Genomic DNA, 23,834 nt, shown 5'->3' on the forward strand with positions numbered 1-23,834 from the left:
GGCCATGCTGAGAGACCTGACAGCAGCCGTCTAAGGCACAGATCGTTCTGTACACGATGCTACGGTTGCGTTTGCGAGCCGTTCACCTTCTGTTCATGTCGTGGCAACCGGCTCGTCTCGGGGGAGGCGCAGTGGTGCGACCGATCTCTCGACGCTGCGAGAGGAAAGGGGACCTCATGCGAGAGGTAGATCTGGTCGGGGTCGGTTTCGGGCCGTCGAACATCTCGGTGGCGATTGCGGGGCTTGAGCTGCAGCCCGGACTTCGGGTGGAGTTTCACGATGCGAAGTCGTCGTTCGCTTGGCATCCGGACCTGATGTTCCCCGAGGCGGAGATGCAGGTGTCCTTCCTCAAGGACCTCGTCTCCATGCGCAATCCCCGTAGTGCCTTCTCGTTCCTTGAGTACCTGCGGGCGAAGGGGCGCCTGCCTGACTTCATCAACCTGCGCACCTTCTACCCGTCCCGCACGGAGTTCAACGACTATTACGCGTGGGTCGCCGACCAGTTCAGCGACCGTGTGCGGTGGGGAAGCCGGGTCGTGGGCATCGTCGCAGCGGCAGGCGGCCGCTTGGACGTCACGACTCGAGACGAGACAACGGGGCTCGAGCAGACGGTCCGGACGAAGAACCTGGTGGTGGCAGACGGAGGAACGCCCTATCTGCCCGAGGGCACGGCCACCGGCGACCGGCTGTTCCACGCGTCGGAGAGCAAACGACGACTGGAACAACAGTTCCCGGACCGACTCGCGCCCTACCGCTTCAACATCGTCGGCGCGGGGCAGACCACCGCTGACCTTTTCGTCTTCCTCAGCAGTCAGTACCCGGAAGCATCGATTACGGTGTCCCTCCGCGGATTCGCAATGCGGCCCGAAGACGACACCCATTTCGTCAATGAGCTGTTCTCCCCCGAGATGCCGGACTGGTTCTACTCGACTTCCGCGGAAGCGCGGGCGCTGGTGCTGCGGGACTACGCGTCAGCCGCCCACTCGGGTGCCAGTTACGACCTCATTCCGCGGATCTACCGAACCCGGTACGAAGCACGGGTCGTCGGGAGCGACCGTTACCGCTTCGACCGCCTCGTCCAGTACGTCGGTGGGGCTTCCACGCCTGAACATGCTGAGGTCCGCTACCGTTCGGTCGAAGACGGGGCGGAGCGTTCGGAGCGTTACGACGCGGTCATCCTCGCGACGGGCTATCGGTACCCGACGCCCCTCCCACTGCTGCAGGGTGCTGCCGACCTGTTTGAAACCGACGACGCCGGTCGGTACCAGCTGAACCGGGACTACAGCGTGCAGACCACCGATCTCAACGGCCCGAAGGTCTTCCTCCAGGGCTACGCCGAAGCAACTCACGGCTTCAGCGAGGTTCTCTTGAGCCTCATGCCTCACCGTGCGGCCGAGATCATCGAGAGCGCCACAGAGGCGTCCGCGTCCCTCGGACTGCCTGAGCCGGTGGCCTGAGGTGGAGAAGGATCAGACGTGGGAACTGGTCTTGGCTGCCGTGGTGGTGGACGAGACCAGAGACGTCGTCACCGAAGCCGGCCGATCAACTGAGACCTGGGCTAGCGCGATCGCCGTCGAACTCGGCGCACTCGGCGTCGAGGTCGCGGTCGCCTCGACGCGAGACCTCCCGGGGAGTGCACAGGTCTCGGTCGCCCGCATGCCGGAAGGAACCGTCTGGGAACACTCGGAGGTCGAAGGGCGTGAGGGGTCCGTGAGTCATCGGGGTGTGCTGATCGCGCCCGATCGTTCACTGGTGGGCCGGTGGTCTTGGTCTGCCCGCGTTCCTGACGTCGAGGTGGTGACCACCGTCCAAGACGCGTTGCTCGCGCACTGGGCGGCCGGCTGCGGACTCGGCATTGCCTGCGTTTCGGACCGGTACCGTCCCGGTGCGGATTCGGCCCTCATCGCCAGGGTCGAAACCGACGGAGGGGCATTCGTCGCGAAGGTCGGCCCGACCGACATCGTCTCTTCCGAGGTCGCCTTCATGAGCCGTGTGGGGGACGAGCTCGGAAAGGGCCCCTCGCTGTTTCCGACCATTGCAGGCATGATCGTGGACCCGCCGGTAGCGGTGGTCTTCATGGACGCCGCTCGCCCAGCAACACTCGACGAGGCGCTGTTCGCAGACGACGACCGCACCGAACTGAACGCCGAGAGCGACACGATCATCGCCCCCTTCATCGAGGCACTCGCATCGCTGCACGAAACGACGGACGCTCCTGGTGAGCCCTTCGTCGCCAAGTACGTGTACCAGGAGCGGTTCGAGACGATCCCACAGCATCCCGGATTCGAGCAGGCCGCTCGGCGAGCGTTCCCCGAGACCAACCTCGACACGCTGCTGGCGAATCCGTGGATCGGTCCGGACGGCGAACGTCTCCGAGGCCTCCACGAATTGGTGCCGATGCTGCGCCGAACTGCGGCCATCATGCCCGTACGGAACAGCATCGTGCACGGTGACCCGCACCTGAAGAATCTGCTTCAGAATGAGAGTGGTGAACCCGTGTTCATCGACCCGCGGACAGTTTGGGACGGCAATCGCCGACCTGATGAAGGGCGCGGCGATCCTGCGTACGACTTCGCGACCTTGTTCCACAGCGTCTGGCCGATGAGCGCAGTACTTCGAGCGGTCGAGACCGGCTCGGATCGGACACCGTTCCACGCATTCGATGTCCAAGACGGAACGGTGCGTTTCCAGGGGGCCCCGCCTGACTCGGAACGGATCTCTGCGCTTGAGGATCGCCTCGTGAAACGCATCGCGTCGATCGGGGAAGTGGACCTCGATGTCGCGAGAGCTCGGCTCTTGATCGGCGCCGCCAACGCGTTGATTGGGTGGCTTCGGTACCCCGAAGCACTACCGAGTCGAAACAGCTGGGGAAGCACGATGGTCGGGACGCTCTGGTTCCTGGAACGCGGCCTGGGCGCTCTGGATCGAAACACATCCAATAAGGAGTCCGTCCATGCATGAGCGTGAACCCGGCGCCGGCGCCGGCGTCATCGTCCTCATCAACACCGGAAAGGTCGAGGCCCTTAGCCGCTTGACGGAGCACGTCCCAGCAGGTTCGGTGCATGTCATCACTGAGGTGGCGTACCGCGACCTGTACCCCGGATCGACCCCACTGCACTTCGTTCACGACGTCGGCGACGCGGCCGCCGTCCTGCAGATAGTCCTCGAACTGGCTGCTGAACACGGCGTCCGGGCTGTCGTGTCGCCATCGGAACGGAGCATGCCGGCTGGCGGCTTCGTCCGGAGCATCCTCTCCCTCCCCGGCGTGCCATTCGAGACCGCGAACCTGCTGACCAACAAGGTCGCCATGAAACAACGCCTGCTCGCTGCCGGCGTCCCGGTCGCCCCGTTCCGCGGCGCTGTCGGTGCCGAGCAGTTACGTGCGGCAGCCCAGGAGCTCGGGTTCCCGGTGATCGTGAAACCCGCCTTCGGAACCGGTTCGATGAACACACACGTGCTCGAGTCCGAAGCGGACCTCGACGCACTGCTGGACGCAGAGTCGGCCGGGGTGTTGGTGGATCCTCCCAAGCTCCTCGCCGTGGAGGCCTTCCTGCCCGTCCGGCAAGAGATCACCTGCGACGGCGTGATCATCGACGGCGAGGTCCGCTTCGCGATCGCTTCGCAGTACCACGCACCACTTATCGGGGGTATCGGAACGATGGTGGGTGCCTCGACCATCAGTTCCACTGACCGCCGCTCCGGCGAGGTCCGAGCACTCCACGAGCGGGTGGTGAGCGTTCTCGGTGTGCGAGACGCTGTCACACACATGGAGGCGTTGGTGACCGACGACGGAATTCTCCTCGGGGAGATCGCCTGCCGCCCCGGGGGTGCAGGCGTGGTCGACAGCGCGCGACTCTCGACTGGGGTCGACCTGTGGGAAGCTTTCATGCTGCTGTCACTCGGACGCCCGGTCTCCTTCACGGCTGACGGGTCCCACCCGGCGATGTTGATGTGGACGAGCCTCCCGACGGAGCCCGGGAGGGTTGTTGCACTGTCCACAGCCGAGGACTTCGCGAACATCGACGGCGTTCGACTCGTGGACATGCACGCCTCTGTCGGAGACACGATCAGTTCGCGCATGCACAGCTCGTCGACAACCGGGATCGTGTTTCTCGACGTCCCGGACACATCGGCGGCGACCGTGAACGACCGGATCCGACAAGTCCGGGCGGCGTACCGCCTAGAAGTTGAACGAATCCCGGACCGGAAGCCTGCGGAGGCCCTCGTATGACCAGTCGTGACGATCTCATCGGCCGGCGGCTACCCACCCAGTCATTCGAGTCAACGTCCGGCGGTCTTCTCGACCTTGGATCGAATGAGGGCGCTCATCGTGTCGTCTTCGTCTATCCGAGGACCGGCGATCCTGCAGAATCGGACTCACCGGCGTGGGCTGCGATCCCGGGGGCGAAGGGGTGCACTGCCGAGGCATGCTCGTTCCGGGATCTCCGCGACGAGTTCGCTGGCATCGGGTGGGATGTGGTGGGGTGCTCCACCCAGACGACTGACTATCAGCTCGAGGCTGCATCCCGCCTGCATCTGCCGTACCCGTTGGTCAGTGACACGGGACTGGTGCTCCGCGACGCACTCGGACTTGCCACGTTCGAGTTCGAGGGTTCCGTGCTCTACCGGCGTGTGACGCTCTTGATCGTCAGTGGCGTCGTCGTCGACGTGCTAGTTGCCGATGACGATCCCTCGCACCACGTCGAAGACGTTCTCCGAGCCGTCCACCAAATGGGAGGAGCCGCGTGACGCGGGTTCTCGTCGTAGCTGGCACTCCAGCACTCGAGGCCCGGATCGCGGACCGCGGGTACGAGCTCGCCGTCGTGGTGGACGGCGAGAGGGAACACCTGGGGCAGGTCCTCGCCCGAATCGAGGCGGATGAGCACGATATCGTCGAGCGAGTTCGACGTTCCCATGATCAGGAGCCGTTTGCGGCGGTTCTCTCGCTCACCGAGACCGGGCTGGTCCTCGCAGCTCGGCTAGCGAGCGAGCTCGGAGTGATCGGTAACCCGCCGAGCGTCGGGACGACGCTCCGCGACAAGGCGGCGATGCGAGCGCGCTTGGCAGCTGACGGACGCTTCGCGGTGAGGAGTTGGAACGTCGACGGTCGAGCGGATCTCGAGGCTGCAGCGGACGAGGCCGGCTCGCCGCTCATCGTCAAACCCGTGAGCGGATCGGGGAGCGTCGGGATCCTGCGCCTGGAGAGTAACAACCACCTCGCGGAGGTCTGGGACCGGATGACGGACACCGGGGACGGCCCGTGGATCGTGGAGGAGTTCCTCGACGGTCCGGAGTTCAGCGTCGAAGGCTTCACCGTCGAGGGGACGCACCATGTCGTGGCCGTGACCGAGAAGCAGACCGACGCAGAAACGTTCGTCGAAGTCGCTCACGTCATCCCAGCCCGGATCACTGATGCCGATCGATCGCTGATGGTCGACTACGTCCGCGAGTTCTTGACGCTCGTTGGTTTCCAGACCGGGCCATCGCACACTGAAGTGAAACTCACCAACCGTGGCCCGCGGATCATCGAATCGCATGATCGAATCGGGGGCGACAAGATCCGTGACCTCGTTCGGATGTCCACAGGAGTCGATCTTCTCGAGCAGACGATCAACACAGCGCTGGGTGGGTCCCCCGACCTTCGGCCCAGCCGATCGTCAGCAGCTGCCGTCCGTTTCATTGTCGCGTCCGCTGGCAACGTGGCCGGGATCACGCTGCCCTCGACGCCCGCCGACGCGGAGATTGTCGTCACCGTCGCTGTGGGTGACCGCGTCCCACCTGTGCTCACGTCTGATTCTCGGGCGGGTCGTGTCGTCGTCGCGGCGGCGAGCGCGGATGAGGCCGCGGAGCGAGCAGAGCGGCTTGCCCGAGCTGTGCGCATCACGGTCGAGTGATGGGCGCACGGCCCCGCGCCACGGTCGACCGCGCGTTCGGGCATTTTGCCTGGAGCCAATCCGCTTCGCAGATGGCCGCTCGTGTGGGCGAGGCCGCGATGCCGCTGATCGCTCTCGCCATGCACATCCCGAACGCGCAGATCGGGCTCATCTCCTTCGCTCAATTCTTGCCGGTGATGCTCTTCACGTTGCTGTTCGGGGCCTGGATCGACGGCACATCGAAATCGACTCCGATGCTCGTCGGCCATGCGGGTCGGGCAATGGTGTTTGGGATCCTCGGCTGGCTTGCGGCGATCGACCAACTCGGATTGCCGGTGCTGCTCGCGGGTGTGTTCGTGGCGGGGACGTTCACCGCGGCGTTCGATGTCGCCGTTCAAGGGATCGTTCCGCAACTCGTTGCACCGAGCCGGCTGATCGCGGCGAACGGTCGCGTGCAACTCACGTACTCCGTAGCGCAGGTCGTGGGGCCGTCCCTGGCTGGCTTCCTCGTGGGGCTCAGCCAGCCGTTCGTCGCGCTTCTCGTGATCGCAGCCACGTACGCAATTGCCTGCGCCGTTTTCGCCCCGGCACGAGCCGCATCGCCCCGACCGGAACGGACCGGAGGCTCTCGGCCGAACGTCTTCGGACGTCTGTGGGAGGGAATCCGGTTCAGCTTCAGCGATCGGGTGCTCGTCCGTCTCCTCGCTGCGGGGACCGCATTCAACCTGCTCGAACAGGCGCTCATCACTACTTTCCTGGTGTACGGGAATCGTGAACTCAACCTCAGTGCGAGCATGTTGGGTTTGCTCCTTGCCTCATCTGGGGCGGGAGCTGTTCTCGCAGCAGCGATCATGCGCGGCCGTGGCCCGCGGCGCCCCACGGCGACGATGCTCGGGTGGATGGGTGCCGCCACCCTCGCACCCCTCCTGTTGATCACCGTCAGTGGGCACTCCGTCACGAGCGGATCAACCATCGTGGTTGTCTTCTTCACATACGGTGCCGGGCTCGTCGTCTACAACGTCATCGCGGTATCAGTGCGCCAGCACCGAGCGTCCGCCGACATGCGAAGCCGAGTCGGAGCCGTCTACCGCTTCTTCGCATACGGTGCGCTCGGCTTCGGCGGTCTGCTTTCGTCGGCCCTGATTGCCACTTGTGGGCCGCGTTGGGCGCTCATCACCATCGTCCTCGCGATGGCAGCAGGCACGATCATCTACGCAACACAGCTGTGGTCCGTCAGAAAGGACCTCGACAAGACGTTGAATCACATCGGTCCGCAGCTTCCTTGACCGGCCATCCGGTTGTCGTGCGCGAAGGTGCACCGACTGACCTCACCCTTGCCGCGATGAACACGAGAGCCGATGAACGTGAGAAGCAGCGCAGATTCAACCGCTCCGACCGCCACCGACTCCGTCCTCCAAGTCAGTCCCCATGTCGCCAGGTGGGGTTCGTCTGCGGTCAACCGACGCCGGCGCAACGCGTCACGCTCCTCGGCTGTCGGACCGCCGTGGCGCACAGGGATAGAGCCGTCACACAGCGGCCTACGCCGGTACCGATTGTCAAGGCGCGTGGCGTCGGTGTTCCGAGAGCTCGTGGAACTCGGTACCCGACGACGTAGCGCGCATGAACTCCGACCTCTGCGGAGCGGACAGCGTGATGCAGCACCATCGCGCGCGAGTCCGACAGCGCGGCGACCGATGCTGATCAGGACTGACCAGGGTTTCCTCTGAGGAGGGAAAATCGAGTCAGACCCAGGTGAAACCCAGCTGGCAGCGGCAGACCAAACACCGCGGATGCCCATGAACTCCGGCCTCCGCGCGACTTGCAAACGACCCGCCATCCAGAAGAGCCTCAGATCCCCGGTCAGACGGGGAGCTGAGGCTCTTCTGTTGTTCGGCGATGGACCCGGCGTGGTTCCGTCGTGACCAGCAGCAGCGAGTACGGCAGCGATTCACGCAGGTGCCACTTCCGGTTCACGCGCCTGCGCCACGCTTCTGCTTTGTGTCACCGAATCGTGTGACCACGCTTCGAGTGGAGAGAACGCCATGCGCCGGTTCCTGATCGCTGTTCCGAGACGTCGGGCCCGCACGGTGATGGGGGTCCTGGCGGTGGCGTGCGCCGTGTCCTTGATCGCTCCGGCGGGCGCATCTGCGGCGACATCGCGGACCGCGCCGCGTCCAGGCGCCTACGGGTACTTCGTGGGCACCTACAAGACGAACACCCCTGCGGCCACGACGCCGGAGACGAACGCCGCGACCGGGGTGCTGTCGCAGTTCGGCAACCTGTGGCGCCCGGGATCGTCGTGGGACAACGGCGTCGCCACCAGCGCTGCAGCGCAGCGGATCCTGGACTCGAACATCGCGCAGGCAGCGCGGACCACGCAGACCCGCACGGATGCGCAGGGGCACGAGGCGTACCTGATCGACCGACGGAACCAGAGCTACTCGGCCATCGCGGGTTTCGGTGACCTGTCCGACGCGGTGCGGACCGCGACGAACGCGGGCACGACGATCCCCGACGAGATCCCGGCGGACGCCACGACGAAGCAGTACGTCGACCAGGGCAACGCGAAGGGCTCGTGGGCGGACACCGATTCGGAGCTCGGCGACGTCGTCCAGCTGGTGAACACGCTGCGGGGCGACTACTCCTCTGCCAGCAACGCGAAGAAGTACTACCAGTACCCGCGGCCGTACCGGCAGAGCCAGGACGTCAAGGTGCTGCCGCAGCTCGTCCCCGAGAAGTCCCCGACGCCCGCCACCGACGGCGGCTTCCCCAGTGGACACACCAACGCCGGCTACCTGGCATCTCTGGCCTTCGCGTACGCGTACCCGGAGAAGTACACCGAGCTCCTCACCAACGGCTCGGAGATCGGCAACAGTCGGATCGTCGCGGGGATGCACTCGCCGCTCGACGTCATGGGCGGACGGGTCCTGGCGACTGCGCTGGCAGCGGCCGTCCTGAACGACCCGGCCAACACGCAGCTCGAGCAGCAGGCGCACCAGCAGGCGGAGAAGGTCCTCGCCGCAGCCGGCCCGAGCGCGGTCGATCGGTACGCGGACTACGCAGCGGACAAGAAGGACTACCGCGGGCGTCTGACGTACGGGTTCACGCGCACCGGCGCGAAGACCACCCCGGCCACGGTGCCGAAGGGTGCTGAAGCGCTCCTGCGGACCCGCCTGCCGTACCTCAGCGACGCCCAGATCCGAGAGGTGCTCCGGACGACCGCGCTGCCGTCGGGCTACCCCCTGCTGGACGATGCGGAAGGGTGGGGGCGACTCGATCTGTTCTCGGCAGCGTCCGGCTACGGAGCGTTCGACAGTGCGGTCTCGGTCTCGATGAACGCCGCCGACAAGGGCCTGAACGCCGCCGACACCTGGCGCAACGCCATCGGCGGCACCGGGTCGTTGACGAAGCGCGGCACCGGCACCCTCGCCCTCGCCGGCTCGAACCGCTACACCGGGGGCACCATCGTCCGCGGTGGGACGCTGACCGCCAACTCCGCTGCTGCCCTGGGCAAGGGGTCGGTGACCACTGTCTCCGGCACGCTCGCCGATGCCAGCACCAGGGTGATCCGAATCGGCGGCAACCTGACGCAGCGCTCGCACGCCGCACTGTCGCTGAGCGTCTCCGGGTCCCGTCCAGCCATGCGCGTCGATGGCACGGCGTCGTTCGGCGGGACGCTGCGGGTGCACGTTGCCAAGGGCACGGCCGTGGCGAACGACGTGGTCCTGATCACGGCGGACCGGATCGCGAAGGGCTCGAGCTTCAGCAGGGTCCGCGTCGCCGGCCTGCCCGCCGGGTACAAGCCCGTGTTGGAGCGCCACGGCAACGAACTGCACCTCGTCAACGCCAACGCGACGAAGCACGGCCACGGCCGGGGCCACGGCGCCGCCTGAGACGGAGCGCGTCAGGCGACTCTCCGGGGCCGGTGGCCACGGCGGGCTGTGCTCAGTCCGCCCCGTCACCGAGGCCGAGCAGCAGCTTCCGGAGGAGCCCGGCCAGCTGCTGCTCCTCGTCGCTGCTCAGCGTGCCGAGGAGCTCCCGTTCGTTCTCGACGTGCCGGGCCAACGCTGCGTCCACCACCGTCAGCCCGTGATCGGTCAACGTGACCAGCACGCTGCGTCGGTTCGAGGGGTCGGTCTGCCGCGTGACGAAGCCCTTCGCGACGAGCCGGTTCAAGCGGTTCGTGACGGCCCCGGAGGTCACCATCGTCGAGGCGAGCATCTGTCCGACGGCCAGTCGGTGCGGTGATCCCGCACGTCGGAGGGTCGCGAGGAGGTCGAACTCGCCCGGCAGCAGGTCGTGCTCGGCGAGGACGGCACCGACCCTGCGGTCGAGGATCGCTTCGGCGCGCCCGATCCGCCCGATGACGGCCATCGCGCGGACGTCGAGGTCTGGTCGCTCCCGGCTCCACTGGGCCAGGACTCGATCGACGGCATCCTCCATCGGAGCACTCCTTCACGCTGAACTGTTTGACGCGAGCCTATCGGGGCCATAATGTCTCAACGTTGAGAAGTTCAGCCTGAAGGAAACACGGTGTGCAGATGACCGACCGCTCCCGATCCACGTCCGCGTCGGCCGGCATCACGCTCACCGCGGCCGTGGCGCCGATCGTCTGGGGATCCACCTACGTGGTCACCACGGAGCTCCTGCCCGCTGATCACCCGATGACGGCGAGCGTCCTGCGTGCACTCCCCGCCGGTCTGCTGCTGCTCGCGCTCCGGCCGGGAGTCCCACCGCGGGGCTGGCGCCTCCGGACGTTCGTGCTCGGCATGCTCAACATCGGGTGCTTCTTCCCGCTGCTGTTCGTCGCGGCCGACCGGTTGCCGGGAGGCCTGGCGGCCATCGTCGGTGCGCTCCAGCCGCTCGTCGTCGTGGCACTGACCGTGGCGCTGCGGTGGGGGCGGCCCGCGATCGCCCACGTGGTGTGGGGCGTCGTGGCCCTGGTGGGCGTCGCGCTCGTCTCCCTCAGCGGAGATGCGGTGTTCGACGTGCTCGGGCTCGGGGCGGCGGCGCTCGGGACGGTGTCCATGGCGTTGGGGCTCCTGCTCACTCGTCGGTGGGGCACCCCGGAGGGCACGCACCCCCTGACCTCGACCGCATGGCAACTCATCGCCGGGGGAGTGGTGATCGCCCCGCTCCTCCCGTTCGTCGACAGCGGACCGTGGGAACCGACCGCCGCCGGGTACGTGGGGTACGCCTGGCTCACGCTGGTCGGTGGGGCCCTGGCCTACAGCGTCTGGTTCCGAGGCGCACGGGCGCTGCCGTCGGCCCGGATCGCGTTGCTGGGCGTCCTCAGCCCGTTGACCGCTGCGGTGCTCGGGTGGGTCGTCCTCGGCCAGGCGCTGTCGCCGCTGCAGATCGTCGGCTTCGTCGTCGCGCTCCTCGGCTCCCTCGGCGGGCAGCTCGGGCCTCCGAGCCGGGGCCCGCAGAGCGGGCGGCCACGAGGTCGCAGCACCGGGACCGGGGAAGACGACCTCGACGGCTACGTCGTGAGGATGTGATCGCGGTACCACTCCGCGTCGGTCGGCAGCGGCTGGAACGGCTCTGGCGCGGGGACACCCGCTGCTCGCCAGAACGCCGACCCGTCGAACCAGTTGTCGACTTCGAGCATCGAGCGCTGGTGATCGCTCAGGCGCGGCAGCGGTCCGCGCGGTTCGGCGGAGGTCAGGACGTGTTCCCGGACCCACTCCACGATGGCGCTGACCGGGATCGGCGTCGGCGCGTCCGCATGCAGGACCAGGGGCCCGATCGGCGTCGCGTGGGCGCTCGCCGCGATGCCGACAAGGCCTTCTGCGAGGTCACGCACCCCGACCGCGGACACGACTGCCTGCCAGGTCGAGGTCTCGTCGTTCGACCCTGCGGCGATGCGTGCGATCGTCGGCACCGCCCAGCGATCGCCAGCGCCCCAGACGATGTTCGGGCGGACGATGATCGCGCCGGCCTCGGCAAGGATCTGTTCGCCCTCCGCGCGAGCGCGGCTGACCGGCGACGACGTGTGCGGTGTAGCAGTGCCCGAGGCTCCACGATGCGGTCCGATCCCGGTGACCGCAGCCGTCGACACGGCGATGACGCGGTCCACGCCGGCGGCGCGTGAGGACCGTACGAGAACCCGGGTCGCATCGACGTTCGCTGCACGGATCGCCGCGGATGAGCCGGAAACCGCCGAGACGCAGTGCACGACCGCATCGACCCCCTCGAACGCTCGTCGTCGTCGACCTTCGTCATCGAACGTGGCATGATCCAATGCCATCGACTCGATCCCGCGCGCCCTGAGCGCCGAGACGACGTGCCGACCGATGAATCCCGTGCTGCCGGTGACGGCAACCCGTTTCGCGCCCGTCGGTCTGGTCGCTTCCCGACGGCCGTCAGCTACGATCGACATCAGATGAGCACCAGGACCGAGCCGACGCAGGAGCGGGCGCTGCAGACGCGGGCCGCTGTCGTCCGCGGTGCAGCCAAGGTGTTCGAGCGCCGAGGGTACGCGGGCGCTTCGCTCGACCAGATCGCGGACGAAGCCGGAGTGACCCGCGGCGCCATGTACTTCCACTTCCGCTCCAAGGAAGAGATCGCAGACGCGGTCATCGTGGAGCAGCACCGGGTCGCGCGAGTCGACGCAGAGGTGGCCATCGCGAAGGCGTCTTCGGCCTTCGAGGCCATGATCCGCATGTGCACCGGTCTTGCCCGCCAACTGGTCAGCGACGGGGTCGTCAGCGCTGGTATCCGCCTCACCACCGACGGCTCAGCGAGCTCGCTCTCCAACGTCGCGCCGTACCGTGACTGGATGGCGACGTTCGAGAACCTGATCGCCTTGGCCGTGGAGCAGGGCGATCTGCGGCCCGACATCGATTCCGTACGGCTTGCCCGTTTCGTCGTTCCGGCGTACACAGGGGTGCAGTTGGTGTCCGACACCCTGCACGATCGGCAGGACCTGTTCGAGCGCGTTCGTGAGATGTGGGAGATCCTGTTGCCCGGGATCGTCGTGCCCGAGCGATCGGACTCGTGCTCGGCAGTGCTCTCGCTCATCCGGCGCTGACCTCGACGAGCGCCGCCTCCGATGTTGCCCTCGATGCTGCGCGGCGCCCGATGATCGACGTCCGGATCTCCCCACTTTGCTCGAAGCGCACGAGCCAGTCATCGCGATGCCGCTCGACGACGATCACGCACGGCTCGTCCAACTCCACGACGGCGTCGAACACCGCATCGAGGCCGGCCAGCGCCGGACCCCCGTCAGCTCGGATCGCTTGACGGGCCGCTTCGATGAGGAGCATCCCCGGAACGTGATCGAGCGGATGATCGAAGAAGGCCGTCTCCGCGGTGTTGACGACGAGCATCGAGACTCCGGGTCGCGGAGTCGGGGCGATCACGTCGAGTGTGTCTCGCCCCGGACCAGAACCGTTGACGACCAGCGGTGCGGTGCGGCCCCGACGTGTCCTGGCGTAGGTCCGCTGATCGAGGATGCGCGCGCTGGCGTTCCCCCGGGCGACCTCACCGTCGGCGTCGCGAATCACGGCCTCGACGACGAACGACGCGAGCCCGCGCGCCGAGCGACGGAGTTCCGTCGCTCGGATGGTGACGGCGAGATCCGGCCCCACCTCGTTCATCACCCGGTTCACGGTGGCGACCTGCATGGCCCCCATCAGGAAGGCGTCCCCGGCAGGGACTTCGTACTCGGTGTGCGCGAGGAAGATCGTGACCTGTCGGACCGTCTCCGCGACGAGGGAGACGTCGACGTCGGTAGATCTCCCGAAGAGGCGGTGGTTGCGGGGCCACTGGGCTCCTGCGATGAACGTGTCATCGCCCAGGGCGTGCGCTTCGGTGACGAGGACGTCGGACAGCGCCCGGCGATGGACGAGGCGCCCTGGCACGAGCTGTGCGTGGGTGAGGAGTGGTGCTTCTCCGACAGGCATGATGGCGTTCCGTTCTTCTGTGGCGCTCCGGACACGGGATGCGGGGTGCGAGTGCACGACGCCCGCGCCGGGTCCCACGGCGCGGGCGTCGACCGGCCGAGGTCAGCCGGGGGAGTCGAGTCGGTCCATCACTGCGTGACGACGACCGGGGCGGTCGACGTCGGGACGTTCCGGGTGCGTCGGATCGATCCGACGGCGAGCACAGCGACGCCGACCACGGCGAGACCAGCACCCGCCCAGAGGGGCGAGGTGAACCCGAGGCCAGCGCCGATGGTCGCGCCGCCCAGCCATGCGCCGATCGCGTTGCCGATGTTGAACCCGGCGATGTTCGTCCCGGAAGCGACCGTGGGAGCGTCCCCCGCGAAGGCCATCATGCGGACTTGCAGGCCCGGAGCGGTGGACAGTCCGACGGTGCCGAGGAGGAGCAGCAGCACGACGGTCGCGATGGCATTCGTCGCGGTGAGCGCGAAGACGACGAGCACGACGGTCAGTACGGCCAGGATCGCGATGAGCGACGGGTTGAGCGCCCGGTCGGCGAGCTTCCCGCCCACGAAGTTGCCGATGAAGGTTCCCACGCCGAACAGGACCAGGAGCCACGGGACGGCGCTCTGGGAGAAGCCGGTGACCTCGGTCAGGGTGAACGCGATGTAGGTGAACGCGCCGATGACGGCGCCGAACGCGAAGACACTCGCTGCCGCTGACACCCACACCTGCGGGCGTCGGTAGACGGCGAACTCAGTCCGGAGGCTGGAGCCGGTCGCACCCGGCGTGATGGGGACGAGTGCGCGGATGCCGACGAGTGCGATGACGCCGATGATCGTGATCGCCCAGAACGTCGACCGCCATCCGAGCTGCTGCCCGAGGAACGTACCGAGTGGCACGCCGAGCACGTTCGCTGCCGTGAGGCCAGCGAACATCAGGGAGATCGCGCCGGCCTTCTTGTTCGCCGGCACCATGTCCGCGGCGACGACGGCGCCGATGCCGAAGAACGCTCCGTGGCACAGCGCGGCGATGACCCGCCCGATGAGGAGCACGGAGTAGTCGGGTGCGATCGCGGACAGCAGGTTCCCGATGATGAAGAGCCCCATCAGTCCGATCAAGACCTTGCGGCGCTCGAGGCGGTAGACGAGCGCCGTGAGCGCGATTGCTCCGACTGCGACGCCGAGAGCGTAGCCGGAGACGAGGTAGCCAGCGACGGGCTCGGTGACCCCGGTGTCAGCTGCGACTTCCGGCAGGAGTCCGACGATGCCGAACTCGGTGAGGCCGATCCCGAACCCGCCGAGGGCGAGTGCGATGAGTCCGATGGGCATGATGCTTCCTTCCGATGGGTGGCAACAGCATTAAACAAGCCAATTGGCCGGTTTTGTCAATCTGAGCACCAATCGCTACTTCAACTGTACGAGTTCACAGAGATCTACCGTGGCTTTGTTTCATCGGCGTAACGCGGCGATGAACTCTCCCGACCTTTCTTGACAAACAAGCCGGTTGGCCGGTTTTGTTCATCTCGGCAGCCGGGGGCTGTCGTATCGCCGAAGAGGGAGAAGGCACATGACCATCGAGAGCACGTTGCCGCCAGCATCAGGTACCAACACGATTCGACCGGTCCCGCTCACGGCGCCGCCAGCGAGGCTCGTCGGCTTCTTCCCGGGGCTCGGCAGCCGATCCGCGTTCCGGGGCGCCGACCAGTTCGCGGCCTCGAGCGCTCCCGTCCGAGCGCTGCTCTCGGAGGCTGCTGCGGCGCTCCATGAACCGCGTGACGCTGACGGCATCCGCTTCGGCGTTTCGATGCCGACCGACCGCTTGCGGCGCCAGGGCCACATCGGTGCCGCTTTCCTGGCCCACAGCCTCGGTCTCGAGCGTCACCTCCGCGAGCGGGCCGCTGCCGCGCACGTCGAGATCGAGTTCACCGCGTACACCGGTGAGAGCTTCGGCATCCTCACTGCCGCAGTGGCGGCCGGTGCCCTGTCCGTGCGGGACGGCATCCGCATCTCGGAGGCCTTCACACCGCTGATGCTGCTCGCATCGGAACAGGACGCACCGCCGATCGAACAGGACGATGCCTTCATCGCAGGCCTTCGGCAGCATCTCCCGCGGTTCGCGCCCGGGGAGCGTCCGGTCCGAGAGCCCGCGCACGTGATCGCCCTGCACGGCGAACCGGAGCACTTGGCCGATCTGCTCGACCACCTGGATGCGACGGTGCCCGTCACCGACGTCGAGATCCACAAGCGCTACTCGTGGCGGCAGATGAACGCGTACGTGCGGACCGGGTACATGGAACGGTTCCGGCAGATGTTCGAACGATTCCCCTTCATCGAGACGGTCGAACTCAAGGAGCCGACGACCTTCCTGGCGCACGCGTCGCGCATGCACGTGGTCCGCGATGCGCTGGCGAGCTGGATGACTCAGCAGGGCATCGTGTTCACGGATCCGCAGGTGCCACTGGTGGCCAACCACCGTGATGCACTGCTGCAGACCGCTGCCGAGGTGCGCGACGCCGTCCTGGCGATGACCGATCGCCCGATGAACTCAGAAGCGACCGTGGCGCGCATCCGCGCCATCGATGCCGACATGGTGTTGGAACTCGGGCCGGGCGGGAAATCCCTCGAACTGCTCGTCGCGAACGGTGCCGAGACCCCTTCGGCGCCCTGGACCGGAACCGCGGACGACGCAGGCTTGTTCGACGCGATCGATCTGTCCGGACGGCTTCGCGCAACGCTCCGTGATCTCCTGACGACGGGGGCGACGCCCGGACCCGTGGAGTTCGACCTCCTCCGCACGGCCTTCCGGACCGCGGCCGGGTCGAGGCTGCACGAACGGTGGATCCGGCGGGTCATCGGAACGGCCATGGACAGCCTCGCTGATCGGCCCCAACGCGACGACCTGATCGGCATCCGTCGGTTCCTCGAGGTGTTCGGCACCACCCATGCCCACCGTGAACACGTCGACGTGGCAGCCGGCGAGATCGTCATCCGTGCGCGCGTCAAGAAGTACCTCACGGGAAGCCCAGAGCAGCTCGGGCACGCTCGAACCGAGCTCGAGGTGCTCGACGCCGACGGGAACGTCTCCGTGCGGGACCTCGCCGCGCCGTCGCACGTCGAGTCGACCGTGTTCCACTTCGAGCACCAGGTCGACACGGGGCCGGAAGACCTCAGCCGAACGGTGCGGCGGCTGGTCCGGGCGCACCCACTCGCCGAACAGATCCACGCGCGTCTCGTGGGCGCCGTCGCACGACCCAAGGTGCTGGGCGACGGATCCGGCCCGGAGCCCGAGCCGATCGGCGCTGTCTGGCGCAACGCTGCCACGGCCCTCGTCGCCCACCGCTCGTCGCTGTTCGAACTCGTGCGGACGTACCGCCCAGCGCTCCTGGCGCAGACCGATCACCACCTGGCCGGCAGCGACAGGTGCGGATGGTTGGTCGCGCTCGCCGTTTCGGGTGCGGTGGACCCAGAGGACGTGGTGCCGTTGGTCGCTCGGTCCCTCCGCGGTGCGCGGAACCCGGATCGTGAGGACGTTCGTCACGACCTGGCGGAACTCGCCGACAAGATCGGGGACGCATCGATCTCGGTGCTCTCGCCCGAGGGCGTTCCGCTCACCACCCGGCGGGAGCTCATCGATGCGACCCGAGCCGTGCTCGTCGAAGGGGCACTCGACGTCCCCGAGCGTCGGATCCAGCTGAACGGTGTCTGCCTCGTCGTGTCCCTCGGTTCGACGCTGCCGAACCACCGTGTCCGTTCGGTCCCGCACCGCGCTGACGTCATCACCGTCCGGTCCCCTGGAGAGATCTGGCACCGTGGAGTCAACATCGACCTCGACGAGGCCGAGGAACGTTCGGCGCTGACCCGATCCCTGGAACACGAACACGTCCTCCGGTACGCGCAGCACCGCAAGATCCTCAGCAGCACCGTGAACGCCTACCTCGAACCTGGTGAGACCGTCGTCGGCTTCGGTGCGGGTGGCAGCGAATCGATGACGGTCTTCGTCGAGCGTGACGGCGCCCCCGGGCGTCGCGTCCGGAAGGTGTTGAGCGATGCGCTCAGCACGGTCAGCTGGGACCCGTCGGGAACCGGAGTGATGCTCCCGCCGTTCGCGAAGGCCCGCAAGCAAGCCGAGTACCTCCAGGCACTCCCGCTGGAGCTCCGACGGGTCTTCCCGACGGTCGGCAACATCACCTCACGCGAGCTCCCTGTTCCCGCGCACGTGGTCGCGGACACGGACGCCTTCCGCGAGGTGATCTACGAGATGACCTACGTCCCGGGGGAGGAAGTGAGCAGGTGGGTGGAGCGCACGAAGCCTCCCGTGGAAGTCGTCAGCCGTGTGTACGAGGCGGTCATCGGCGTTCTGCACCGTGATGTCCATTCGGTTCACCGAGCGCCGGCACCCGGGGGGACGCTCGAGGAGCAGTACTTCCGGAAGATCGAGGAACGGTTGGCGCTCTGTCGGCGCACGGCCCCGCACACGTTCGGTGCGGCGCTGCTGGACACCGAGCACGTGATCGTCGACGGGCAGCGCCTCCGGAACATCGGCCCGCTGCTGAACGCGCTCCGCTCCGATCCCGAGTACCTCGACGTCCTGGAGCCGCGTGTGCACGCGCTCGTCATGGGCGACACCAACACGGAGAACGTCAAGCTCGCCGACACGACACCGTTGCGTCGCGCGCAGGAACTCATCGAGCGTGGTGCTCCGCAGCCGGAGGTCGATGCTGCACTCGCCGCGATCACCGCGGACTCGATCGGGGTGATGTTCCTCGATCCGCGAGCCATCGGCTTCCGCAGCGACGGGGGTGAGACGCGCGACGACCCGATGTACGACAACAAGCCGTGGCACAACTCGATCGGGCACTACGACGAGATGCACTACGAGCAGTTCGACCTCGCGGTCGACGTTGCCGACGACGGCAGCCCGGTCGTGGACGTCCGCTTCCACGACGGCAACCCGTATCAGGTCGCCTACGCCGGGATGGCGAAGCGTTTCGCGCCGGTCATGGCCGCCGTGTACGGGGCGGACGCGCACGGCATGCCCGTGGTGCCGGACGACCCCTACTGGCTGGTGCGGTTCGTCTTCACGATGGGCACGCACTTCACGGCGATGCCACCGTTCCACTTCCTTTCCGAGGTCGACGGCACGCTCGTGGACTCACCGCTCAGTCAGCGTCGACCCATCGCCATCTACGTCGAAGGACTCAAGTGGCTCAACTGGGCAGTCGAGATGCTCGAGGGTTCGAGGACCGAGTTCCTCGGCATCCCGATGCCCGCACTGCCGTACTCGACCCCGAACGGAGACAACCGATGACCGAAACGTCGACGACGTCCACGCCGCGGACTGCGATCATCGATCTCCCGGTCGAGAGCCGCACCATCGCAACGCCGTGGAGTCGGATCGTGCGTGGCATCGGGCTCGGCCAGCGCCCCGTGCACTACGACCCCGCCGACGCCGCGAGGATCCGCCGGGTCTTCGCGCTGCTCCGGGAGCGAGTCCCGGCGGGTACCGGCTACACCGCGTTCGCCCACCACCTCGCTGACACGGTGCTCCGCGCGTCCGATCCGGGCGACCCAGCCGATGACCAGACCCTCGCTGCCGGTCTCCAGCGCGCGCTCGCCGCTGGTCGGAGCGAACGCAACCCGTACTACCGGTTGATGGCCGGGTGCATCACCATCGAGGCAGCAGCCAAGTGTGGCCTCGCCCGTCTGGTGCTCGGGCCGCGCGCACTGGTCCGGCCCAGGCCGGGGTTCGACGACGTCGCGGACGAGGTGTTGGCCATGATCGACGACGTCGAGCCCGACGGGATCGCCGACGAGAACGCCGGCAGACACGGCGACTACGAGCGCCTGTCCGCTTCGTCCGCGGTGTTCCTCGCCTTCTGGCACCTCGGCATCGGCGAACGGCTCGTCTCGCCGAGCCGGGACCACATCGAGGAAGCGCTGCAGCTCGTCGAAGGTGTCCCGTCGCCGTTCTTCCGAGGCCGCGGCGGCTCCGTCTTGCTGTCCGCGGTCACCCTGCTCGGGCACGCAGAACGGATCGACCCGCACATCGAGCGGGTGTTCGCGTACCTCGACCGAGCGGACGAGATCGGCAGCGAGCCGTCGTTCCCCAGCCCGATGTCGCCGGCGTTCCCGCGGGTGTACCCGCTGCTCACGATGCTCAACACGGTCGCCGTCTCCGGACACGATCGGCACGCGGCGGGCCGCTTCGAGCAGGCGCTCGCGTTGTTCGCCGCTCTGCAACCCGCCGAACGGACGCACATGGGGTTGTACCTCCTGCTCGCGGCGCAGGGCGCTCGCCGACTCGACCAGGTCATCCCCGACCTCGACGGCTTCGTCACCGACCTCGTCGGGTCCTGGCAGACGATCGACCCCGGCGCGGACTACTTCCTGTCCGGGATCGCGTACTCGTACCTGGTGCAAACTGCCGACTTCACCGGTCGTCGCGACCTCGTCACGGACGAGATGCTCACCCGCATGGTGCAGGCGTTCACCGGACTCGAGGGCGACGCCGCTGGCCGCGCGAACCGGCCCTACCCGTTCTCGTACGCGCTCAACGTGCTCGCCGAGATCGGGGAGGTGCACCGGATGTTCGAGCCTGACGCGCACTACGACGGTTCCAGCCCGGTCGAGTGGGTGGTCGGGCGGATCTCGGAGGGTGGTGTGGACGAGGGCAACCGCCTGTTCATGCTGGACCACGCGTTGATCAACTGGGCGCTCCGCCAGCGTGGACTCGGAGGACCGCCGCGGGTCCCGGGGAGCGGGCGTTGGGCCGGCTGAGCGGGACCGGAACAGCTCCGCCCCGAGCAGGTGTCGGGGCGAGCGCGACCGCCCGTCAGAACTGCCGGTTCGCCACATCCGCCCGGTGCGACACCGCCAGGACGTCCCGCAGCCGCTCCGCGGGCAACGGCGCTCCCTGATCGGCCAGGTAGTCCGCCGCGAACCCCTCGGCACTCGCCGCGTAGATCCCCGTGTACGCCCCGGACCCCGGCTCGAAGCGCCACGACTCGGCCAGGGTCCCGGCGTCCACGGTGTCGAACCCGAGCAGCTGCACGAGCTCGGCGACCAGGGCCTTGGCCTGCTCGTCGTCGCCCGCGATCGGCAGCGCTGTGCGGGGCGTGGAGCCGGCGCGGAAGCGTCACGACTCTTCCGTAGCCTCCGCCGCGTCCGCCAGGTCCGTCCGCGTGTTCGCGTGGATCGGCTCGCTGTGCCCGAAGGTCTTCGCGGCGGCGCGCAGCCGCCCGACGAACTCCCGGTTGTCCATCTCGAGTTCGTCCTCTTCCGCGTCCGCGACGACGATCTCGCTCGCGGGCCCGATCAGGATCTTCGTGGTCGTCATGGTGCCGTCGTCGGCCACGGCCGGCACGTCGACGGTGTCGGCCCGGTCGCCTCCGGCGAGGGCCGCGGCGTACTCGATCACGGCGTCGGCGACGTCGTCACCGACCAGGATCGTGGTGGCGTCGTAGTGGATGTGCTTCATCGCGTACTCCTTCCCGGACCCATACAAACGCGGGGCGCGGGAACCGGCTTCAGGATGACCGCTGCGCGCGGTGGTCCGGGTCCGGGGACTCCAGGGCGTTCCACACGTCCGCCCAGACGAGCTCGAAGTCGACGGCGCTGATGCGGTCCGACCGGAGCGCCTGCTCCAGGATCGACAGGGCGTCGAGGGAGCCGGTGAGCAGGCGTTCGTCGCCGTGGACCTCGCGGCGGCCGTCGCCCAGGAACGTCGTCACGGTGACGGACCGCACCCGTGGGCGGAGCGCGCGGGTGGCACGGGCGAGGACCGCGAAGCCACCGCCGTAGACGAGCAGCGCGGTGGTCGTGCCGACGGCGGGGACCGAGACGGCGAGCACCAGGGCGGCGAGGGCGACGAGCGCCCCGACGGCTGGCCAGACGTGCCAGGCGCGCAGCAGCAGGCGCTCGCCGGTGTTCGTGCCGGGCGGGAACACGACCAGGGTCCGCGAGCTCCACAACGTCCGGCCGACGGGCCGGATCGTGTACCGGCCCCACAGGTGGGTGCCGTCGAGCAGCCGGGTGCGGACCGGCAGCGCGGTCGTCATCGGTCGACCGGCGCGAGTTCGGTCCGGGCGGGCGCGAGTTCCGCGCGCACCGGCGCGAGTTCCGCCCGGACCGGTTCGACGACGTCGCGGTGCCGGACGGTCGCCAGGCACGGGAAGCAGACCAGGTCACCTTCGCGGACGTCGGCGGGCAACGGAGCCGGGAGGCGGTGGAACGGACCGTCGGCTTGACCGTCACAGCGGGTGACGACGTACATCGGGGAGAGGGGAGCGGTGCTCCGGCGTCCGATCAGGCGCACCTGGTCGAGCACGGCGCAGGTCGGCAGGACCGCGTCCAGTTCCAGGAGCACCACGCCGGGGCGCGGTCGCCGCACGCGGGTGACCGACGCCACGGCGACGCTCACGTCGCGGGCCACCCAGTCGCGCGGCCGGTACCGCGGCGGGGACTGCTCGGCGGTGTGCACCGTCGGGGTGCCGGTGAGGTCGGCGAGCCGAACCATCGAGATGGCCGAGACGAGCAGGTCGTCGGTGGTCGCGACGGTGTGGGCCGGCCAGAGGGACGGGTCCATCGGATCGGGGAGCGACGCGCGGAGCGTCGGCATGATCGCAGTCAGTGTCACGACCACACGCTCTCGCGCGCTCGAACGGCGCGGAAGGGCTCCTGACGGAACCCCTACGGCCGGCGGCGGAGTCCTGACGGAGTGCTCACCGGCGGGTGGCCGAGCGGAGCGCTGCGGTCCACCCGAGGGAGATCGCGCCGGCACCGATCAGGGTCTTCACCACGCCACCGAGGACGAACGGGTACAGCCCGTACTGCAGGGTCTGCTGCAGGTCGAGGCCGAGTGCCACCGCGAGCCACGCCATCCCGGCGGCGAAGGTGACGACGGTGCCCAGGGCGAAGGACAGCAGCGCGTTCCGCAGCGGGCGGTCGCCGAAGCGCTCGGCGACCCAGCCGACCAGGGCCGCGGCGGCGACGAAGCCGACGATGTACCCGCCCGAGGGACCGACGAGCACGCCGACCCCGGCCGAACCGTCCGCGAAGACCGGCAGCCCGACGACGCCGAGCAGCGCGTAGACGAGCATCGACATGGCACCGCGGCGAGCACCGAGGGCACTGCCGACGAGCAGCACGGCCAGGGTCTGCCCGGTGATCGGGACGGGCCAGATCGGGACGGACACCTGCGCGGCTCCGGCGGTCAGCAGTGCGCCACCGAGGACCAGGGCGGTGCTGACGACCGCGGTGCGGGGGAGCAGGGCGTCGGCGAGCGGACGGTGTGCGGCGGGGGTGATCGTGGTCATGGTGTTCCTCGCTGGGGAAGAAAGAGGTCGGGGGAGCAGGAGCTGCGGGAGCAGCGGTCAGACCGCGACGGCGGCCAGCAGGGACTCGGCGTCCCGCCGGGCCCCGGCCACCGCGGCGGCGTCGAGGCCGCAGGCGCGCAGGCAGGTCGCGACGAGGGCGTCGCGGTCGGCGTCCTGCACGGGCCCGGACCGGCGGAGCTGGATGACGGTCTCGGCGATCTGGATGAGCACGGCACCGAGGCGCGACGGGGAGACGCCGGTTGCGACCTCCGCGGTGGCGGCGCGCGAGCCGAGGCGCCCGTAGGCCTCCTGCAGCTCCACGCGCTCGGCCCGGAAGCCGTCGTAGCGCTCGCCCTGCACCTCGGGCAGCAGGTACAGCGTGCCGATGTTGTGCGGCGTGCGGGCGAGGGTGTCCACGTCGGCGACGACCAGCGCGGCCAGGGCACCGGCGGCCGAGGCCGACTCCGGCACGAGCTGCTCGAGGCCGCGGACCAGCTCGAGGCTCGGACGCACCGAGGTCGTGAGCAGCTCGACGAGCATGTCGTCCTTGCCGGCGAAGTGGTAGTACAGCGAGGCCTGCCGGATCCCGACCCGTTCGGCGATCGCCCGGGTCGAGGTCGCGCTGATGCCGTTCTCGACGAACAGCGCGGCGGCGGCGTCGAGGATCTGGTCGCGGGGGCTCATCGCGGAGTCGGCGTTCGGCACGGCCCGAGGCCGGCCGGGGCGCACAGGCCGGTCGTCGGGGGTCATGCTCCCATC

Annotated in this window: 21 protein-coding genes; 11 read left to right on the plus strand and 10 right to left on the minus strand. The window is 68.3% G+C overall.

Annotation, left to right across the window (positions count from 1 at the left end; all coding sequences use genetic code 11):
• The first annotated feature begins 176 nt into the window (after positions 1–176).
• From ACL00U_RS00855 to ACL00U_RS00885, 7 genes are all read left to right on the plus strand, one after another.
• Positions 177–1,457: a SidA/IucD/PvdA family monooxygenase gene (locus tag ACL00U_RS00855; protein WP_042536945.1), complete on the plus strand. Its 1,281-nt coding sequence runs from the start codon at positions 177–179 to the stop codon at positions 1,455–1,457.
• Between the two features lies 1 nt (position 1,458).
• A complete protein-coding gene (locus tag ACL00U_RS00860; RefSeq protein ID WP_263136975.1) occupies positions 1,459–2,961 on the plus strand; it encodes an aminoglycoside phosphotransferase family protein in 1,503 nt (500 codons plus the stop codon).
• A complete protein-coding gene (locus ACL00U_RS00865; RefSeq protein WP_042536949.1) occupies positions 2,954–4,231 on the plus strand; it encodes an ATP-grasp domain-containing protein in 1,278 nt (425 codons plus the stop codon). Before ACL00U_RS00860 ends, ACL00U_RS00865 begins: the two co-directional genes overlap by 8 nt.
• The gene (locus tag ACL00U_RS00870; RefSeq protein ID WP_042536951.1) at positions 4,228–4,749 is read left to right on the plus strand and encodes a peroxiredoxin; all 522 of its coding nucleotides are present in this window, start codon (positions 4,228–4,230) and stop codon (positions 4,747–4,749) included. Before ACL00U_RS00865 ends, ACL00U_RS00870 begins: the two co-directional genes overlap by 4 nt.
• Positions 4,746–5,894 (plus strand): ATP-grasp domain-containing protein, encoded by a 1,149-nt coding sequence (locus tag ACL00U_RS00875; RefSeq protein ID WP_412873711.1) that lies wholly within the window; start codon positions 4,746–4,748, stop codon positions 5,892–5,894. The genes ACL00U_RS00870 and ACL00U_RS00875 overlap by 4 nt, the downstream gene beginning before the upstream one ends.
• Positions 5,894–7,159: an MFS transporter gene (locus ACL00U_RS00880; protein WP_262160739.1), complete on the plus strand. Its 1,266-nt coding sequence runs from the start codon at positions 5,894–5,896 to the stop codon at positions 7,157–7,159. Before ACL00U_RS00875 ends, ACL00U_RS00880 begins: the two co-directional genes overlap by 1 nt.
• Positions 7,160–8,068: 909 nt before the next feature.
• Positions 8,069–9,766, plus strand: coding sequence for a phosphatase PAP2 family protein (locus tag ACL00U_RS00885; RefSeq protein WP_412873712.1), 1,698 nt, complete (start codon positions 8,069–8,071; stop codon positions 9,764–9,766).
• A 52-nt stretch (positions 9,767–9,818) separates the two neighbouring features.
• Here the strand turns inward: ACL00U_RS00885 and ACL00U_RS00890 are convergent, their stop codons facing one another.
• Positions 9,819–10,316, minus strand: coding sequence for a MarR family winged helix-turn-helix transcriptional regulator (locus tag ACL00U_RS00890; RefSeq protein ID WP_140449141.1), 498 nt, complete (start codon positions 10,314–10,316; stop codon positions 9,819–9,821).
• Between the two features lie 98 nt (positions 10,317–10,414).
• Here ACL00U_RS00890 and ACL00U_RS00895 point away from each other — a divergent pair, with 98 nt between their 5' ends.
• Entirely contained in the window at positions 10,415–11,374 is a 960-nt protein-coding gene (locus tag ACL00U_RS00895; protein WP_412873713.1) for an EamA family transporter, read from the plus strand.
• Here the strand turns inward: ACL00U_RS00895 and ACL00U_RS00900 are convergent.
• Entirely contained in the window at positions 11,356–12,255 is a 900-nt protein-coding gene (locus ACL00U_RS00900; protein WP_307357777.1) for an NAD-dependent epimerase/dehydratase family protein, read from the minus strand. The genes ACL00U_RS00895 and ACL00U_RS00900 overlap by 19 nt on opposite strands.
• A 3-nt stretch (positions 12,256–12,258) precedes the next feature.
• On the opposite strand from ACL00U_RS00900, the gene ACL00U_RS00905 reads away from it, so the two are divergent.
• Positions 12,259–12,906 carry a ScbR family autoregulator-binding transcription factor gene (locus ACL00U_RS00905; protein WP_056071576.1) on the plus strand — a complete coding sequence of 216 codons (648 nt, stop codon included), beginning with the start codon at positions 12,259–12,261 and terminating at the stop codon, positions 12,904–12,906.
• Here ACL00U_RS00905 and ACL00U_RS00910 read toward each other — a convergent pair.
• Positions 12,893–13,738 (minus strand): ScbA/BarX family gamma-butyrolactone biosynthesis protein, encoded by an 846-nt coding sequence (locus ACL00U_RS00910; RefSeq protein ID WP_412873714.1) that lies wholly within the window; start codon positions 13,736–13,738, stop codon positions 12,893–12,895. The two genes, ACL00U_RS00905 and ACL00U_RS00910, sit on opposite strands and share 14 nt — an antisense overlap.
• Before the next feature lie 170 nt (positions 13,739–13,908).
• Positions 13,909–15,090, minus strand: a complete 1,182-nt coding sequence (locus ACL00U_RS00915) for an MFS transporter (RefSeq protein WP_140449143.1) — start codon at positions 15,088–15,090, stop codon at positions 13,909–13,911.
• A 238-nt stretch (positions 15,091–15,328) separates the two neighbouring features.
• Here ACL00U_RS00915 and ACL00U_RS00920 point away from each other — a divergent pair, with 238 nt between their 5' ends.
• Both ACL00U_RS00920 and ACL00U_RS00925 read left to right on the plus strand, forming a co-directional pair.
• Positions 15,329–19,069, plus strand: a complete 3,741-nt coding sequence (locus ACL00U_RS00920; protein WP_056071583.1) for a hypothetical protein — start codon at positions 15,329–15,331, stop codon at positions 19,067–19,069.
• On the plus strand, positions 19,066–20,538 hold the full coding sequence (locus tag ACL00U_RS00925) for a hypothetical protein (RefSeq protein ID WP_412873715.1): 1,473 nt from the start codon (positions 19,066–19,068) through the stop codon (positions 20,536–20,538). Before ACL00U_RS00920 ends, ACL00U_RS00925 begins: the two co-directional genes overlap by 4 nt.
• A gap of 55 nt (positions 20,539–20,593) precedes the next feature.
• On the opposite strand, the gene ACL00U_RS00930 is transcribed toward ACL00U_RS00925, so the two are convergent.
• The 6 genes from ACL00U_RS00930 to ACL00U_RS00955 form a co-directional block, all read right to left on the minus strand.
• A complete protein-coding gene (locus ACL00U_RS00930) occupies positions 20,594–20,812 on the minus strand; it encodes a hypothetical protein (RefSeq protein WP_412873716.1) in 219 nt (72 codons plus the stop codon).
• Between the two features lie 84 nt (positions 20,813–20,896).
• On the minus strand, positions 20,897–21,238 hold the full coding sequence (locus tag ACL00U_RS00935) for a hypothetical protein (RefSeq protein WP_056071586.1): 342 nt from the start codon (positions 21,236–21,238) through the stop codon (positions 20,897–20,899).
• 49 nt (positions 21,239–21,287) lie between these two features.
• Positions 21,288–21,818: a DUF6611 family protein gene (locus ACL00U_RS00940; RefSeq protein ID WP_071249819.1), complete on the minus strand. Its 531-nt coding sequence runs from the start codon at positions 21,816–21,818 to the stop codon at positions 21,288–21,290.
• The gene (locus tag ACL00U_RS00945; RefSeq protein WP_194589845.1) at positions 21,815–22,396 is read right to left on the minus strand and encodes a hypothetical protein; all 582 of its coding nucleotides are present in this window, start codon (positions 22,394–22,396) and stop codon (positions 21,815–21,817) included. The genes ACL00U_RS00940 and ACL00U_RS00945 overlap by 4 nt, the downstream gene beginning before the upstream one ends.
• Before the next feature lie 85 nt (positions 22,397–22,481).
• A complete protein-coding gene (locus tag ACL00U_RS00950) occupies positions 22,482–23,075 on the minus strand; it encodes a biotin transporter BioY (protein WP_194589844.1) in 594 nt (197 codons plus the stop codon).
• 57 nt (positions 23,076–23,132) lie between these two features.
• The gene (locus tag ACL00U_RS00955; RefSeq protein WP_194589843.1) at positions 23,133–23,825 is read right to left on the minus strand and encodes a TetR/AcrR family transcriptional regulator; all 693 of its coding nucleotides are present in this window, start codon (positions 23,823–23,825) and stop codon (positions 23,133–23,135) included.
• Positions 23,826–23,834 lie beyond the last annotated feature (9 nt).

Source organism: Curtobacterium poinsettiae (assembly GCF_047226435.1).
Lineage (GTDB): Bacteria > Actinomycetota > Actinomycetes > Actinomycetales > Microbacteriaceae > Curtobacterium > Curtobacterium poinsettiae.

Excerpts from the sequence above, each read along its gene's own strand:
- ACL00U_RS00935 (WP_056071586.1), bottom strand. The coding sequence starts at position 21,238 with ATGAAGCACATCCACTACGACGCCACCACGATCCTGGTCGGTGACGAC.
- ACL00U_RS00880 (WP_262160739.1), top strand. The coding sequence starts at position 5,894 with ATGGGCGCACGGCCCCGCGCCACGGTCGACCGCGCGTTCGGGCATTTT.
- ACL00U_RS00955 (WP_194589843.1), bottom strand. The coding sequence starts at position 23,825 with ATGACCCCCGACGACCGGCCTGTGCGCCCCGGCCGGCCTCGGGCCGTG.
- ACL00U_RS00940 (WP_071249819.1), bottom strand. The coding sequence starts at position 21,818 with ATGACGACCGCGCTGCCGGTCCGCACCCGGCTGCTCGACGGCACCCAC.
- ACL00U_RS00900 (WP_307357777.1), bottom strand. The coding sequence starts at position 12,255 with ATGTCGATCGTAGCTGACGGCCGTCGGGAAGCGACCAGACCGACGGGC.
- ACL00U_RS00890 (WP_140449141.1), bottom strand. The coding sequence starts at position 10,316 with ATGGAGGATGCCGTCGATCGAGTCCTGGCCCAGTGGAGCCGGGAGCGA.
- ACL00U_RS00870 (WP_042536951.1), top strand. The coding sequence starts at position 4,228 with ATGACCAGTCGTGACGATCTCATCGGCCGGCGGCTACCCACCCAGTCA.
- ACL00U_RS00905 (WP_056071576.1), top strand. The coding sequence starts at position 12,259 with ATGAGCACCAGGACCGAGCCGACGCAGGAGCGGGCGCTGCAGACGCGG.
- ACL00U_RS00950 (WP_194589844.1), bottom strand. The coding sequence starts at position 23,075 with ATGACCACGATCACCCCCGCCGCACACCGTCCGCTCGCCGACGCCCTG.
- ACL00U_RS00925 (WP_412873715.1), top strand. The coding sequence starts at position 19,066 with ATGACCGAAACGTCGACGACGTCCACGCCGCGGACTGCGATCATCGAT.
- ACL00U_RS00895 (WP_412873713.1), top strand. The coding sequence starts at position 10,415 with ATGACCGACCGCTCCCGATCCACGTCCGCGTCGGCCGGCATCACGCTC.
- ACL00U_RS00920 (WP_056071583.1), top strand. The coding sequence starts at position 15,329 with ATGACCATCGAGAGCACGTTGCCGCCAGCATCAGGTACCAACACGATT.
- ACL00U_RS00865 (WP_042536949.1), top strand. The coding sequence starts at position 2,954 with ATGCATGAGCGTGAACCCGGCGCCGGCGCCGGCGTCATCGTCCTCATC.
- ACL00U_RS00855 (WP_042536945.1), top strand. The coding sequence starts at position 177 with ATGCGAGAGGTAGATCTGGTCGGGGTCGGTTTCGGGCCGTCGAACATC.
- ACL00U_RS00915 (WP_140449143.1), bottom strand. The coding sequence starts at position 15,090 with ATGCCCATCGGACTCATCGCACTCGCCCTCGGCGGGTTCGGGATCGGC.